Annotated in this window: 11 protein-coding genes and 1 pseudogene; 9 read left to right on the forward strand and 3 right to left on the reverse strand. The window is 65.2% G+C overall.

Annotated elements, in window-relative coordinates:
* Positions 1 to 106: pseudogene (locus DNJ95_RS19835) on the forward strand (IS110 family transposase); the annotation flags it as partial.
* Positions 107 to 121: 15 nt separating this feature from the next.
* Here the strand turns inward: DNJ95_RS19835 and DNJ95_RS15955 are convergent.
* Both DNJ95_RS15955 and DNJ95_RS15960 read right to left on the reverse strand, forming a co-directional pair.
* A complete protein-coding gene (locus DNJ95_RS15955; RefSeq protein ID WP_131185720.1) occupies positions 122 to 1048 on the reverse strand; it encodes a FecR family protein in 927 nt (308 codons plus the stop codon).
* Positions 1049 to 1053: 5 nt separating this feature from the next.
* Positions 1054 to 1560 carry an RNA polymerase sigma factor gene (locus DNJ95_RS15960; RefSeq protein ID WP_242671988.1) on the reverse strand — a complete coding sequence of 169 codons (507 nt, stop codon included), beginning with the start codon at positions 1558 to 1560 and terminating at the stop codon, positions 1054 to 1056.
* A gap of 399 nt (positions 1561 to 1959) precedes the next feature.
* Between DNJ95_RS15960 and DNJ95_RS19710 the strand changes: the two genes are divergently transcribed.
* The 5 genes from DNJ95_RS19710 to DNJ95_RS15985 all read left to right on the forward strand — a co-directional run bounded on the left by DNJ95_RS19710 (position 1960) and on the right by DNJ95_RS15985 (position 10643).
* The gene (locus DNJ95_RS19710) at positions 1960 to 3273 is read left to right on the forward strand and encodes a methyl-accepting chemotaxis protein (protein ID WP_276330893.1); all 1314 of its coding nucleotides are present in this window, start codon (positions 1960 to 1962) and stop codon (positions 3271 to 3273) included.
* A 455-nt stretch (positions 3274 to 3728) separates the two neighbouring features.
* Positions 3729 to 6296 (forward strand): sensor domain-containing protein, encoded by a 2568-nt coding sequence (locus DNJ95_RS15970; RefSeq protein ID WP_131185722.1) that lies wholly within the window; start codon positions 3729 to 3731, stop codon positions 6294 to 6296.
* 178 nt (positions 6297 to 6474) lie between these two features.
* Positions 6475 to 7854 (forward strand): ATP-dependent RNA helicase DbpA, encoded by a 1380-nt coding sequence (gene dbpA, locus DNJ95_RS15975; RefSeq protein ID WP_131185723.1) that lies wholly within the window; start codon positions 6475 to 6477, stop codon positions 7852 to 7854.
* Between the two features lie 132 nt (positions 7855 to 7986).
* Positions 7987 to 9924: a putative nucleotidyltransferase substrate binding domain-containing protein gene (locus DNJ95_RS15980; protein ID WP_131185724.1), complete on the forward strand. Its 1938-nt coding sequence runs from the start codon at positions 7987 to 7989 to the stop codon at positions 9922 to 9924.
* Positions 9925 to 9935: 11 nt separating this feature from the next.
* The gene (locus tag DNJ95_RS15985; protein ID WP_131185725.1) at positions 9936 to 10643 is read left to right on the forward strand and encodes a 3'-5' exonuclease; all 708 of its coding nucleotides are present in this window, start codon (positions 9936 to 9938) and stop codon (positions 10641 to 10643) included.
* 88 nt (positions 10644 to 10731) lie between these two features.
* Here the strand turns inward: DNJ95_RS15985 and yrfG are convergent, their stop codons facing one another.
* Positions 10732 to 11403 carry a GMP/IMP nucleotidase gene (yrfG, locus tag DNJ95_RS15990; protein WP_131185726.1) on the reverse strand — a complete coding sequence of 224 codons (672 nt, stop codon included), beginning with the start codon at positions 11401 to 11403 and terminating at the stop codon, positions 10732 to 10734.
* A 74-nt stretch (positions 11404 to 11477) separates the two neighbouring features.
* Between yrfG and nudE the strand changes: the two genes are divergently transcribed.
* Genes nudE through yccS form a run of 3 tightly spaced genes read left to right on the forward strand, consistent with a single transcriptional unit; the run spans position 11478 to position 15064 of the window.
* On the forward strand, positions 11478 to 12044 hold the full coding sequence (nudE, locus tag DNJ95_RS15995) for an ADP compounds hydrolase NudE (RefSeq protein WP_131185727.1): 567 nt from the start codon (positions 11478 to 11480) through the stop codon (positions 12042 to 12044).
* On the forward strand, positions 12041 to 12874 hold the full coding sequence (gene cysQ, locus DNJ95_RS16000) for a 3'(2'),5'-bisphosphate nucleotidase CysQ (RefSeq protein WP_131185728.1): 834 nt from the start codon (positions 12041 to 12043) through the stop codon (positions 12872 to 12874). The genes nudE and cysQ overlap by 4 nt, the downstream gene beginning before the upstream one ends.
* Before the next feature lie 3 nt (positions 12875 to 12877).
* A complete protein-coding gene (gene yccS, locus DNJ95_RS16005; RefSeq protein WP_131185729.1) occupies positions 12878 to 15064 on the forward strand; it encodes a YccS family putative transporter in 2187 nt (728 codons plus the stop codon).
* Positions 15065 to 15094 lie beyond the last annotated feature (30 nt).

Consider the following 15094-nt stretch of genomic DNA (forward strand, 5'->3'; position numbering starts at 1 on the left):
CGGTAAACAGATCATCTGCGCGGCGATGCGCAAGCTCCTGTGCATCGTTTATGGCGTGCTGAAATCCGGTGTGCCCTTTAACCCCGAATTGGCACTTGCTCGGTGAGGGCCAAGACGGTATCTACGGTAGAGAACGTGCGTCGAGCACCAGCAGGTAATCCGTGTAGCGCTGGATCTTCAATGGAAATGCCTGTTCCAGGGCGGCCAGGCCTTCGTCGAGGCGGTCGAGCTGGAAGGTGCCGCTGACCTTGAGGTCGCGTAATTTGTCGTCGCCGATCAACAGATAGCCGGGACGGTAGCGCTGGAGCCGCGCCAGCACATCCGCCAGCGGGGCCATCTCGAATACCAGGCGCCCGTGTCGCCAGGCCAGCGCCTTGTCGGTGTCCACCTCGAGCTTGGCGCCAAGGGCGCCGCCCAGCCAGGCGACCTGCTCACCCGCGACCAGCGTGGCCCTATCGGCAGCCCCCTTCACCGCTACACGACCCTGGGCGACAGTGACTTCGATCGCATCGCCCAGGCGACCAACGGCATAGACAGTGCCCAGCGCCGTGGCGCTCACTTCACCCGCCAGGACACGAAAGGGCCGGCTCGGGTCATGGGCGACCTCGAACAGGGCGACGCCCTTGCGCAAGGTGATGACGCGGCCATCGGCGGAGAACGCCACATCCACCGCCGAGCCGGCATCGAGCAGTATCCTCGAACCATCCTCCAGCTCGATGCGCCGCTGCTCGCCCTGGGCGGTGCGGTAGTCGGCATCCCAGGCGGCATGCCGCGCCAGCCCCAGGCCGACAGCGAGTACCAGTACGGCAGCGGTAGCCCAGCGCCATATCGGCCGGGCCCGCCGCCGCGTCTCGGGCAACGCAACATGCGCACTGAGCTGCCAGAGCCGGCGCGCGGCGACGAAGGCCTGCCGGTGCTCGGGGTGCTCCTCGCACCAGGCCCGCGCCGCTTCGACATCGCCGGGCTGTACGTTATCCGAGGTCAGGCGCACCACCCAACGCTGGGCGATGTGCTCGATCTGCTCTTGGCGGTCTTCGGGGCTCGACATGGGCGTCAACGCTGCAGGCATCGGCGTAGAAAGTCCAGCGCGCCGGCCAGGTGCTTTTCCACGGTACTCAGGGAAACCCCCAGCTCGCGGGCGACATCCTTGTAGGCCATGCCTTGCAGACGGCATTTCATGAAGATGCTGCGCCCCGGCTCACCCATGCGCTGCACGGCTTCGCTGAGCACCCGCAGGTCTTCGTCGGCGGCGACCAGGTCGATCAGTTGCGGGCTTTCCCCGGTGACTTCGTAAAGGTAGGCCAGCCCCTGGTCGTGGCGCTCGCGGGAGTCACGGATACGCACATGATCGATGGCCAGGTTGCGGCCAATGCGGAAGATCAGGGCCCGCAGGTTTTCCACCGGTTCGCGCGGTGGCTGGCGGAGCAGACGCAGGTAGGTTTCCTGGCTCAGGTCGGCAGCGGTTTCCATGCTCTTCAGTCGCCGATAGAGGAATACACGCAGCTCGCGTGCATGGGCCTTGAAAGCCTGCTCCAGTTCCTCGGTGGTCATGTTCGACATGGCAACTACCGCCATTGCGCTGCGCAGCGGCGGACTCTAGCGATAAGCATTAACAGACGCAAGTCATTCGGATACAGCGACCAGGGCGATCGCGCTATGTCGTTATTCACCGGCAAGGTGCTTCGATAAAAGCGCTGGAGGCTGGAAAGCTGGACGAAAAGCACCGCCTGAGCCATTTCGTCCAGCCAAGCCTCCAGCGCTGTTTTCGGCTGTTTGCCGTGCATGGCGCGACCGCCCTGATACAGCCGCGAGGCCGGCGCCGCCAGCGAAGCGACGAACAGCCCATGAATCGCGACTGCTACAACCGATCCTCACTTATATTATGTACCGTCAGGCTTCAGACCCTGCCCACGCCGCCGATGACCATTCGATAATCACTCATCCAGAGAAGCGACCATGCTGTTCAATCGCCATAAAGCAGAAAACGATCGCCTCAAGCAGTCCCTCTCACTCTATACGGAGGCGATACACCGCCTGGACGATGAGCAGATCTCCGCCCACTTCGATGCCACCGGGCGCTTCCTTCGTGTCGGTCCGATCTTCCGGCAGGAGCTGCAGTACGAACAGGCCGATGTGCAGGGCCGCCATCTGAACGAGTTCGTACCGAAGCATGTGCTCAACGACCCGCATCACCAGCGCATCGACGATGCGTTGAAAAAGGGCCAGAGCTTCAGCGGTGCCCTGCGCCTGCTGCGCAAGGACGGCCACGAGGCCTGGCTGCGCGTGGTCATCGTGCCCGTGCACAACACCGACGGCAGCGTGGAATCCTTCTACCTGTACGGCAACAACGTGACCCGCACCATCGTGGCCTCGCTGGAAAACGAGAACATGATGAAGGCCCTGCTGCGCTCGACAGCCGTCATCGAATTCTCCATGGAAGGCAACGTACTCACCGCCAACCAGCGCTTCCTCGAAGCCATGGGCTATCGCCTCGACCAGATCAAGGGCAAGCACCACAGCCTGTTCTGCTCCAGGGAGGAAACCGAATCCCCGGCCTACAAGGAGTTCTGGGCCCAGTTGCGGGCCGGGAATTTCTTCAGCGACCGCTTCCGCCGCATCGACAGCCAGGGGCGCGATGTCTGGCTGGAGGCGTCCTACAATCCAGTCTCGGATGTCTATGGCAAGCTCTACAAGATCGTCAAGTTCGCCACCGTGATCACCGAGCAGGTGAACCGCGAGCACTCCGTGGGCGAAGCGGCCCGGATCGCCTACAGCACGTCGCAGGACACCGACCACCACTCGCAGCAGGGCACGCGGATCGTCGAACAGACATTACAAGTGGTACGCCAGTTGACCGAGCAGATGCAGCAGGCCTGCGACTCCATCGAAGCGCTCGACCAGCAGGGCCAGCTCATCGCCAGCATCATCAAGACCATTGGCGATATCGCCGGGCAGACCAACCTGCTGGCGCTCAATGCCGCCATCGAGGCGGCCCGCGCCGGCGACCAGGGACGCGGCTTCGCCGTCGTCGCCGATGAAGTCCGGCAACTCGCCTCGCGCACGACCCTGGCCGCCCAGGACATCATCGAAGTCATCAAGCAGAACCAGAACCTCACCGCCAACGCCGTTTCGACCATCAACCAGGGCAAGGTGCAGGTCGAACAGGCACTGTCGCTTTCCACCGAGGCAGGCGCGGTCATCGGCCAGATACAGGAAGGCGCGAAATCGGTGGTGGAGGCGGTCAGCCGCTTCGCCAACGAATACTCGTCCTGAAGTGCGGCACAATGTTGCAAGGCGCTACCTTGACGGCCCTCCGGGCGCTCCTAATAATGCCAACGGTTCGCCTTCAACGTTCCGACGCGGCTGGCGTGATACGACACCCAGGCCGCCCCGAGCGGTTGCCATCCCCCCAGGAAGCTGTTCACGATCTTGCGAGCCAGGTCCTGCAAGGCGCAACGACCAACGGGAGTAACAGCCAGAGGCTGGCCCTGAGGATGAGCGTTGCGAATCAAGCGGACTTTACAAGTGGTGAATGAGCATGACTCGCTCCGCTCACCCCTTCGGGGCCGCACTGAAGCGCATTAGCCGCAAGCGGCTTGCCGGGCCTGTTTCTGACGTGGCAGGGCCGACGCGCAGCAGATCGTGAACAGGTCCCAATGGCGCAATATTTGCCTCGCATCGGCACTGGCGGCCTGTTCGTCGTGCGCACAAGAACAGGAAGCTCAAGCATGTCCGTTGCAGCACCCCGCGAAGCCCAGCAACAAGCACTGCTCACGGCCCTCGACCGCTCCATGGCCATCATCGAGTTCGCGCCCGATGGCCAGGTGTTGCGCGCCAACCGCAACTATCTCGATATCTTCGGTTACAGCGAGGAACAGATACTGCAACGAAGCCATGGCAGCTTCTGTGTCGAAAGCCATGCCCGCTCCGAGGATTACCGTATCTTCTGGGACACCCTGCTGAGCGGCCGCTTCTCCACCGGCCTCTACCAGCGGGTCGCCGCCGATGGCCACTGCGTCTGGCTCGAGGCCAGCTATAACCCGATCCACGACAGCACCGGCGCCCTGCTCAAGATCGTCAAGTTCGCCAGCGACGTCACCGCCCGTATCGAGCATGAACGGCAGCAGCGGGAATATATCCAGCGCCTGGCGCTGAGTGCGGACAAGGCCTCCAACACCCTGATCATGACCGACCGGCATGGCGCGGTGGTCTACGCCAACCAGGCCCTCACGCAGTTGTTCGGCTTCCAGCCGGGCGAATTGCTCGGGCAGCCCATGGAACAGGTGTTCAACCTGCCCCATGCCGGCAGCGATGTATTCGAACGGATTCACAGTTGCCTGCTGGAAGGCCGGAGTTATCACAGCGAAGAGATGATCATCGGCAAGTTCAACCAGCCCCTGTGGTGCTCGCTCAGCGCCAGCCCGGTCCTCGACGAACAGAACCAACTGAACCACTGCATCATCGCACTGACCGACATCACCACGTCCAGGATGCGCGAAATGCTGCAGCACAAGGTGCTGGAAGCCATGGCCCGCGAAGCCTCGCTGACCGACGTGATGCTGCTGATCTGCCGTGAGGTGGAGCGTATCGCGCCCGAAGTCATCGCCTCGATCCTGCAGGTCGACGAGCAGGATTGCCTGCGGCCACTGGCCTCTCCCAGCCTGCCTGAAAGCTACGCCCAGGCCCTCGATGGACTGCCCATCGGCCCCTGTGTCGGCTCCTGCGGCACCGCCGCCTTCCGCAACGCGCCGGTGCTGGTGCGCGATATCGCCACCGACCCGCTCTGGAGCGAATACAAGGCCCTGGCCCTGCCACTGGGGCTGCGCGCCTGCTGGTCGACCCCCATCCCCGGCGGCGACGGCAAGGCCATCGGTACTTTCGCCTTCTACTACCGGGAAAGCCGCGGCCCGGACGACTTCCACAAGCGCCTGGTGGAAATGAGCACCCACCTGTGCAGCCTGGCCCTCGAACGCGAAAGCGCCCGCCTGCGCATCCGCCAGTTGGCGTTCTACGACAGCCTGACCGGCCTGCCCAATCGCAGCCTGCTGCTGGCGCAGGCCGAGCAGGCCATCGCCAACGCCAAACGCCAGGGCGAGAATCTGATGGTGTTGTTCATCGACCTGGACCGCTTCAAGCAGGTCAACGACTCGCTCGGCCACCCCGCCGGCGACGAATTGCTCGGCATCATTGCCCAACGCCTGCGGGAGCAGATGCGCGGCGGGGATATCGTCGGGCGGTTGTCCGGGGACGAATTCGTCGTGCTGCTCAACCCCTGCACCACCGAACAGGCGACCAATACCATCGAGCGGCTGCAGGAACTGCTTTCGCAACCCTGCCGGGTCGCCGGAGTGACCCTGACCCCTTCGGCCAGCATCGGTATCAGCCAGTACCCGGAAAACGGCCACGACATGGAAACCCTGCTGCATCGCGCCGACCTGGCCATGTACCAGGCCAAGGCCAACGGCCGCAGCCATTTCAGCTTCTTCAGCGATGAAATGAACCAGTTGGCCCAGGAACGCCTGGCGCTCGAGACCGCCCTGCGCGAGGCCCTGCAACAACGTACCCTGACGCTGCATTACCAGCCACAGATCAACCTCGAGAGTGGGCGCCTGCACGGTATCGAGGCACTGGCGCGCTGGCATCACCCGACCTTCGGCAACGTCTCGCCGATGCGCTTCATCCCCCTGGCCGAAGAGTGCGGGCTGATCGGCCAACTCGGCCAGTGGGCGCTGGAAGAAAGCTGCCGCCAGCTCGCCGCCTGGCGCCGGGCCGGGCTCGATGTGCCAGCCATCTCGGTCAACCTGTCGCCGACCAACTTCCATAACCTGGAACTGACCCGTTACATCAACGACACCCTGAGCGAACATGCGCTGGCGCCCAGGGACCTGACCCTGGAAATCACCGAAAGCGTCCTGCTGGATACCAACCCCAGCACCTTGCGTACCCTCAACGAAGTGCACGCCCAGGGTATCGGGCTGTCCATGGACGACTTCGGCACCGGCTACTCCAGCCTGGGCTACCTGCGCCGCCTGCCGCTCGACGAGTTGAAGCTGGACAAGATATTCGTCCACGACATGGAACATGACGAAACGGCCCTCGCCCTGACCCACGCCGTCATCCGTATAGGCGAAAGCCTGAAAATGACCGTGGTCGCCGAAGGCGTGGAAACCCAGGCCCAGCGCGAGCTGCTGGAACAGCAGGGCTACAAGGTCGCCCAAGGCTACCTGTTCTCCCGCCCCCTGGCTCCCGAGCAGATGGAGGACTGGCTGCGGCGAACCGTGGATCAGAACACCTGAATGCCATGCTTCCAACGTCTTTGAAAAAGCGGCTTACGGGTAAGTCGCTTGAAGCTTGAAGAGAGTGTGCATGGCGTAGAGAAAATCCCCCCCGCTCATGACTTCCAGCTTGCGGCTGCTCCCGTGGCGATGACATTCGGTTAGACTGCGCGCCACTTCCCCGCCGATGATGCCGCCCGTGTCCAGTCCCGCCTTTTCCAGCCTGCCCCTGTCCGCTGCCCTGCTGAGCAACCTGGAGTCACTCGGCTATACGCAGATGACGCCTATCCAGGCGCAATCCTTGCCGGTCATGCTCAAGGGCATGGACCTGATCGCCCAGGCCAAGACCGGCAGCGGCAAGACCGCGGCCTTTGCCATCGCGCTGCTGGAGCCGCTGAACCCGCGCTGGTTCGGCTGCCAGGCCCTGGTGCTCTGCCCGACCCGCGAACTGGCCGACCAGGTCGCCAAGGAAATTCGCCGGCTGGCCCGCGGCGCCGACAATATCAAGGTGCTGACCCTGTGCGGCGGCGTGTCCTTCGGGCCACAGGTCGCCTCGCTGGAACACGGCGCGCACATCATCGTCGGCACCCCGGGGCGGGTGCAGGAACATCTGCGCAAGGGCACGCTGAAGATCGACGGCCTGCGCAACCTGGTGCTGGACGAAGCCGACCGCATGCTCGACATGGGCTTCTACGACAGCATCACCGAGATCATCGACCAGGCCCCGGGCAAGCGGCAGACCCTGCTGTTCTCGGCCACCTACCCGGCGGCGATCAAGCAACTCGCCGCCCGCTTCATGCGCGACCCGCAGCAGGTACGCGCCGAAGCCCTGCACGACGACGCACAGATCGAGCAGCGCTTCTATGAAATCGCCCCCGAGCAGCGGCTGGAGGCGGTCGCCCGGCTGCTCGGCGCTTTCCGCCCGGAAAGCTGCGTTGCCTTCTGCTTCACCAAGCAGCAATGCCAGGAACTGGTCGAGAAACTCACTGGCCTGGGCATTTCGGCCATGGCGCTCAATGGCGACCTGGAACAGCGCGATCGCGACCAGGTACTGGCGATGTTCGCCAACCGCAGCCTGTCGGTACTGGTGGCCACCGACGTGGCCGCTCGCGGGCTGGATATCGAAGCGCTGGACATGGTGATCAACGTCGAACTGGCGCGGGATGCGGAAATCCATATCCACCGCGTTGGCCGCACCGGCCGCGCCGGGCACAAGGGGCTGGCCGTCAGCCTGGTGGCTCCGGCCGAGGCGCATCGCGCCCAGGCCATCGAAGCCCTGCAACAGGCACCACTCAACTGGCTGCCCCTGGGCAACCTCAAGCCATTGGCCGGCGCGCCCCTGCAGCCGCCGATGGTGACGCTGTGCATCGCCGCCGGGCGCAAGGACAAGCTGCGCCCGGGCGATATCCTCGGCGCCCTGACCGGCGACGCCGGCATCGCCGGCACCCAGGTCGGCAAGATCGCCATCTTCGACTTCCAGGCCTATGTCGCCGTCGAGCGGGATGTCGCTCGCCAGGCGTTGCAGCGTCTCAACCAGGGCAGGATCAAGGGCCGCGCGCTGAAAGTGCGGATGCTCTGACGAGAGAAGCCGCTTCAAGCTTCAAAAACGTCGTCAAGAGCACACATTTAGCAAGGTCTTCGCCCATAGACTTACGTCCAATGTGCCAGCCACGCCTGGCGGCTCAACATCGCCGGAAAAAGGAAGCGGACCATGAGCAAAGCGGACGCCTTCACCGAGGCGGGGAAAACTGCAGTGCTGCAGAACATCCACGGCACCATGGAGTTCCTGCGCAAGCACCCTCCCTTCAACCTGATGGAAAACGCCCACCTGGCCTATCTGGTGGAAAACTCCCTGCTGCGCTTCTACGCCGCCGGGGAATCCATCCTCAAACCCGACGACGGCATCGTCGAGCACTTCTATATCGTCAAGCAGGGCCGCGTCCACGGCCAGCGCCCCTACACCACCAAGCGCGGCACCGAGCCCACCTTCGAGATCAGCGAAGGCGAGTGCTTCCCGGTCGCCGCGCTGGTCGGCGAACGGGCCACGCGCACCGAGCACCTGGCCGCCGAGGACACCTTCTGCCTGGTGCTGGACAAGGCGGCCTTCGTCAAGCTGTTCTCCCTTTCCGACACCCTGCGCGACTTCGCCCTGCGCGGCGTCAGCAGCCTGCTGGACCAGGTCAACCAGCAAGTCCAGTTGCGCGCCGCCGAAAGCCTCGGCGCCCAGTATTCCCTGGATACCCGGCTGGGCGACCTGGCGCTGCAACACCCGGTCACCTGCCCGCCCGACGCCACCCTCAAGGAGGCGGTGCGCACCATGCACGAACAGCATGTGGGCAGCATCGTGATCGCCGACGAGCAGGCGCACCCACTGGGCATCTTCACCCTGCGCGACCTGCGCAGCTTCATCGGCGGCGACGACGGCGACCTGGGCAAGCCCATCGACCAGTTGATGACGCCCCGCCCCTTCCACCTGCCGCCGGCGGCCACTGCCTTCGATGCCGCCATCGCCATGACCGAGCGGCATATCGCCCACGTCTGCGTGGTCGACCACGGCATACTGCGCGGCGTGGTTTCCGAACGCGACCTGTTCTCCCTGCAGCGCGTCGACCTGGTGCACCTGGCGCGCACCATCCGCAGCGCCGCCAGGGTGGAAAACCTGGCCGCCCTGCGCAGCGATATCCGCCAACTGGTGGACAACATGCTGGCCCACGGCGCGTCCTCGACACAGATCACCCATATCGTCACCCTGCTCAACGACCATACCGTGTGCCGGGTGATCGAACTGGCCATCGAGGAGCTGGGCGACCCCGGCATTCCCTTCACCTGGCTGTGCTTCGGCAGCGAAGGGCGGCGCGAGCAGACCCTGCACACCGACCAGGACAACGGCATTCTCTTCGAAGCGGCGGATGCGGCCGAGGCCGCGCATATCCGCGGTCGCCTGCTGCCGCTGGCCGAGCGCATCAACCGCGACCTGGACACCTGCGGTTTCACGCTGTGCCGTGGCAACATCATGGCCAGCAACCCGCAGTTGTGCCTGTCACGCCAGGAATGGCAGCGCCGCTTCAGCTCCTTCGTACGCGAAGTCACGGCGGAAAACCTGCTGTCGAGCACGATATTCTTCGACCTGCGCGCCATCTGGGGGCCGCAGGAAGGCTGCGATCAGTTGCGCGAAGCGTTCCAGCAGGACATCGCCAGCAATGGCGTGTTCCAGCGCCTGATGGCCGAGAACGCCTTGCGCCAGCGCCCACCGATCGGCCGCTTCCGCGACTTCGTGGTGACCCGCAAGGACGACGACGACAAAGGCAAGCTGGACCTCAAGGTGCAGGGGCTCACTCCCTTCGTCGACGGTGCGCGACTGCTCGCCCTGAGCCATGCCGTAGAGTCCTGCAACACCCTGGAACGACTGCGCCAACTGGTGGAAAAGGAAGTGATTGACGCCAAGGATGGCGCCGCCTATGAAGAGGCCTACCACTTCATCCAGCAGACGCGCATGCAGCAACACCAGCAACAGTCCCGCGACGGGCAGCCCTATTCCAACCGGCTCGACCCCGACGCCCTCAATCACCTGGACCGGCGCATCCTGCGCGAGTCCTTCCGCCAGGCCCAGCGCCTGCAGGCAAGCCTGGCATTACGGTACCGACTTTGATGACGACTTTCATGAAGATGGCCTGGCTCAGGAAACGTCGTGGCCCACTGCTGGAGCTCGATCAACTGCAACGGCTCGAGCGCCTGCCGGCACCGGCGGCGGCCGACTCGCGCCCGCTGAAGGAACAGCGCATGGTGGTGCTGGACCTGGAAACCAGCGGCCTGGATACCCGCCGCGACGTGGTGCTGTCGATCGGCGCGGTGGTGATCGAGGATGGCGCCATCTCCATGCGCAACCAGTTCGAGTGCACCCTGCTGCGCCCGGACCAGGCCGTCAGCGAAAGCGTGCTGATCCATGGCATCGCCCCCAGCGCCCTGGCATCGGGGGTGGCACCGGCCGAAGCGCTGCTGTCGTTCATGGAGTTCGTCGGCGACAGCCCGCTGCTGGCCTTCCACGCCGCCTTCGACCAGCGCATGCTGGCGCGGGCGCTCAAGGACAGCCTGGACTACAAATTGCGCCACCCCTTCTACGATGTCGCCGAACTGGCGCCGATGCTCTGCCCGGACAATCGCCCGCGCAAGAGCGGCCTGGACGACTGGACCGGGCATTTCGGCCTGCAAATCCTGCAACGCCACCACGCCAGCGCCGATGCGCTGATCACCGCCGAGCTGGCGCTGATCCTGTTCAGCAAGGCCCGCCGCCAGGGCCTGGACAGCCTGCTCGCCCTCGGCCACCGCCTGAACAACTGGCGGCATCGGCAGCAGGCGCAGATGATCTAAAAAGCTGCAAGCGTAATCAGTGTGAAAGGCCCGCCCAAAACCCTGTCAAGCTCTTACTTGCCGCTTGTAGCTTGCGGCTTGCGGTTCCTCACACCCACCCCTCCAGCCCCTCGATCAGCTTCCTATAATCCTCCAGCGCCGCGAACTCTTCGGTGTCCTTGTCGGTGCCGCGGCTGTCGGGGCGGCGTACGCCGAGCAGGTGGCCGATACCGAAGGTCCGGGCCGCGCGCAGGATCGGCAGGCTGTCGTCGATGAACAGGCTGCGCGCCGGCTCGAAATCCACGTCCTGGCGCAGCGCCTGCCAGAAGCGCGCATCCTCCTTGGCGAAGCCGTAGTCGTGGGAGCTGACCAGGCGCTCCAGCCAGGGTGCCAGCTCGACCCGCTCCAGCTTGATCGCCAGGGAGTCGCGGTGGGCGTTGGTGACCAGCAGCGCGCGCTTGCCGGCCCGCTGCAAAGCCTGGAGAAAAGCCAGGGCGCCAGGGCGCGGGGCGATCAGATGCGCCACCTCACGCTTCATCTCGATAATCGGCAAGTCCAGCTCGCGTGCCCAGTAATCCAGACAGTACCAGCTCAACTGCCCATGCTGGGCGGCGAACACCGGCGCCAGCAGCGCCTTGCTCCGCGCCAGGGGCAGGCCATGCCGTTCGGCATAACGCGCCGGCAGCGCTTCGAGCCAGAAATGATTGTCGAAGTGCAGGTCCAGCAGGGTGCCGTCCATATCCAGCAGCACGGTGTCGATAGCGGTCCAGGGTAGTGTCATGTTCTCTCGTCATCAGGCAGGGGCACGCAGGCAAAGCCGGGTTATGATAGCCGCTCGTATCCAGGAGTGTTGCCATGCGCCAGAAGCCCACAGTGCTCGCCCGCGAGATCGTCGCCTCCAGCCGCCTGTTCCGTGTGGAAGAACTGCAGCTGCGCTTCTCCAACGGCGTCGAGCGCACCTATGAGCGGCTGGCCAGCCGGGGCAGCGGCTATGGCGCGGTGATGATCGTGGCGCTGGACGAACAGGGCCGCGCACTGCTGGTCGAGGAATATTGCGGCGGCACCGACAGCTACGAGCTGTCCCTGCCCAAGGGGCTGGTGGAGCCGGGCGAGGATGTGCTGGACGCGGCCAACCGCGAGCTGAAAGAGGAAGCCGGCTTCGGCGCGCGCAGGCTGGAGTTCCTCGCCGAGCTGTCGCTGTCGCCCGGCTACATGAGCCAGAAGATCCAGGTGGTGCTGGCCCGCGATCTCTACGAAGAACACCTGCCGGGCGACGAACCCGAACCCATGCGCCTGGACCACGTGGACCTGCGCGAGCTGTCGAGCCTGATCCAGCATCCGCAGTTCAGCGAAGGCCGCGCCCTGGCGGCGCTCTACCTGACACGGGACCTGCTGACCCAGCGCGGGGAGTTCAAACCATGAGCCATGCGCTGATCGAACCGGTGGTCGCCCTGGTGCGCGCCGCGGGCGAACGGATACTGCCCTACTGGCACAGCGAACTGGCGGTGCGGGAAAAGGCCGACGCCTCCCCGGTGACCGCCGCCGACCTGGCCGCCCACGCCCTGCTCGACGCCGGCCTGCGCGCGCTGGATGGCGACATCCCGGTGCTGTCGGAGGAAGACTGCGAGCACCCGCTGGCCGAACGGGCCGGCTGGACGCGCTGGTGGCTGGTCGACCCGCTGGACGGTACCAAGGAGTTCATCGGCGGCAGCGATGAATTCACCGTCAATGTGGCGCTGATCGAAAACGGCCGGGTGCTCTTCGGCGTGGTCGGCATCCCGGCGCGCGGCACCTGCTACTACGGCGGTGCCGGGCTGGGCGCGCATTGCCGTGACGCCGATGGCCGCATACGCCCGCTGCAGGTGCGCCAGCGTCCAGCGGAACGCTTTACCGTGGTGGCCAGCAAGCGCCATGGCAGCCCGCAACAGACCCGCCTGCTCGACGCCCTGCGCGAGCAGCATGGCGACCTGGAGCTGGCCAGCATCGGCAGTTCGCTGAAGTTCTGCCTGCTGGCCGATGGCCTGGCCGACTGCTACCCCCGCCTGGCCCCCACCTCGCAGTGGGACACCGCCGCCGCCCAGGGTGTGCTGGAAGGCGCCGGCGGCGAAGTGCTGGACCTGCAAGGCCAACCGCTGGGCTACGAAGCCCACGACAGCTACCTCAACCCGTTCTTCCTGGCGTTGCCACGGGGCGTCGACTGGCGCGGCGAACTGCTGGCGATCAGCACCCCGCTATCAGCATCGGCAAGCTAGATCATGCCCCGCCCTTCACTCGGCCAGTCCCTGCGGCGCCTCTGGGCGCTGGAAAAGTTCGGCTACAGCCTGCGGGTGTTGATCGCCCTCACGGGTGCCATGGGCCTGTCCTGGTACCAGGACCAGCCGGACCTGATGATCCCGCTGTTCCTCGGCATCATCGCCAGCGCCCTGTCGGAGACCGACGACAGTTGGCTCGGGCGCCTGGGTGCCCTGCTGGTGACCCTGCTGTGCTTCAGCATCGCCTCGATCTCGGTGGAACTGCTGTTCCCCTTCCCCAACCTGTTCATCGGCGCCATGGCCCTCTCGGCCTTCGCCCTGGTCATGCTCGGTGCCATTGGCGAACGCTATGCCACCATCGCCCAGGCCACGCTGATCCTGGCGATCTACAGCATGATCGCGGCGGACCAGCGCGGTGGCGAGATCAACCATTTCTGGCACGACCCCGGCCTGCTGGTGGCCGGTGCGGCCTGGTACGGCCTACTCTCGGTGATCTGGAACGCGCTGTTCGTGCACCAGCCGGTACAACACAGCCTGGCCCGGCTGTACCGTGAGCTGGGGCAATACTTCAAGCTCAAGGCGGCGCTGTTCGAACCGACCCGCGCCATCGACCTGGAACGGCAGCGCCTGCAACTGGCACAACAGAACGGCCGCGTGGTCGCCGCCCTCAACGCCGCCAAGGAAACCCTGCTGCACCGTCTCGGGCATGGCCGGCCCGGGGTGAAGATCAGCCAGTACCTGAAGCTGTACTTCCTCGCCCAGGACCTGCACGAGCGGGTCAGCTCATCGCACTACCCCTACCAGGCGCTGGCCGAGGCCTTCTTCCACAGCGACGTGCTGTTCCGCTGCCAGCGCCTGCTGGAAGAACAGGGCAAGGCCTGCCGCGACCTGGGCCGCGCCATCCAGTTGCGCCAGCCGTTCCGCCACGGCGAATCCGGACGCATGGCCCTGGACGACCTGCAGGCTGCGCAGGAACACCTGCGCCAGCAGAACAACCCGGCCTGGCGCGCCCTGCTGCGTTCATTGCGCGCCCTCTCCGGCAACCTCTCGACGATTCACCAGCACCTGTCCAACGCCAGCAACCCCGATGCCCTCGACAGCGAGACCGACAGCAGCCTGTACGATCGCCAGCCGCAAACCCTGCGCGATGCGCTGCAACGCATACGCATGCAGATGACACCCTCCTCGCTGTTGTTCCGCCATGCCCTGCGCATGAGCCTGGCGCTGGTCTGCGGCTACCTGGTGCTGCACGCCATCCACCCGGAACAGGGCTACTGGATCCTGCTGACCACTGTGTTCGTCTGCCAACCCAACTACGGCGCCACGCGCATCAAGCTGGTGCAACGGGTCAGCGGCACCGTGCTCGGCCTGCTGGCCGGCTGGGCGCTGTTCGAACTCTTCCCCCACCAGCAGATACAGGCGCTGTTCGCGGTGGTCGCCGGCGTGGTGTTCTTCGCCACCCGCAGCAGCCGCTACACCCTGGCCACCGCCGCCATCACGCTGCTGGTGCTGTTTTGCTTCAACCAGGTGGGCGATGGCTACGGGCTGATCTGGCCGCGCCTGTTCGACACCCTGCTCGGCAGCCTGATCGCGGCGGCGGCGGTGTTCCTGGTACTGCCCGACTGGCAGGGCCGGCGCCTGAACCAGGTAGTGGCCAGCACCCTGTCGCGCAGCGGCGACTACCTGCGCCAGATCATGCAGCAATACGCCACCGGCAAACACGACGACCTGGCCTATCGCCTGGCCCGGCGCGACGCCCACAACGCCGATGCGGCCCTCTCCAGCACCCTCTCCAACATGCTGCTGGAGCCCGGGCACTTCCGCCGCGACGCGGAAACCGGCTTCCGCTTCCTGACCCTTTCGCACACGCTGCTCAACTACCTCTCGGCCCTCGGCGCCCACCGCGAGAGCCTGCCGGACGGCGCCAGCGACAGCCTGCTGGAGCTGGCCTCGCAACGACTGGCGCAAAGCCTCGACAGCCTGGCCGAAGCCCTGCGCAACAACCAGACGGTGGCCGTCTACGATGAAGAGGAAGAAAGGCTGGCCCAGAAACTGGAACAACTGCCGGACGAACTCGACGAAAACACGCGCCTGGTCTACACCCAACTCGGCCTGATCTGCCGGCAACTGGCGCCCCTGCGCAGCATGGCGGCACATCTGATCCGCAAACCCGAGGCGCAATCGGAGTAAGATGCGCGCCCGGCCACAGGAGGACGCAGG

Source organism: Stutzerimonas kirkiae (assembly GCF_004327335.1).
GTDB lineage: Bacteria > Pseudomonadota > Gammaproteobacteria > Pseudomonadales > Pseudomonadaceae > Stutzerimonas > Stutzerimonas kirkiae.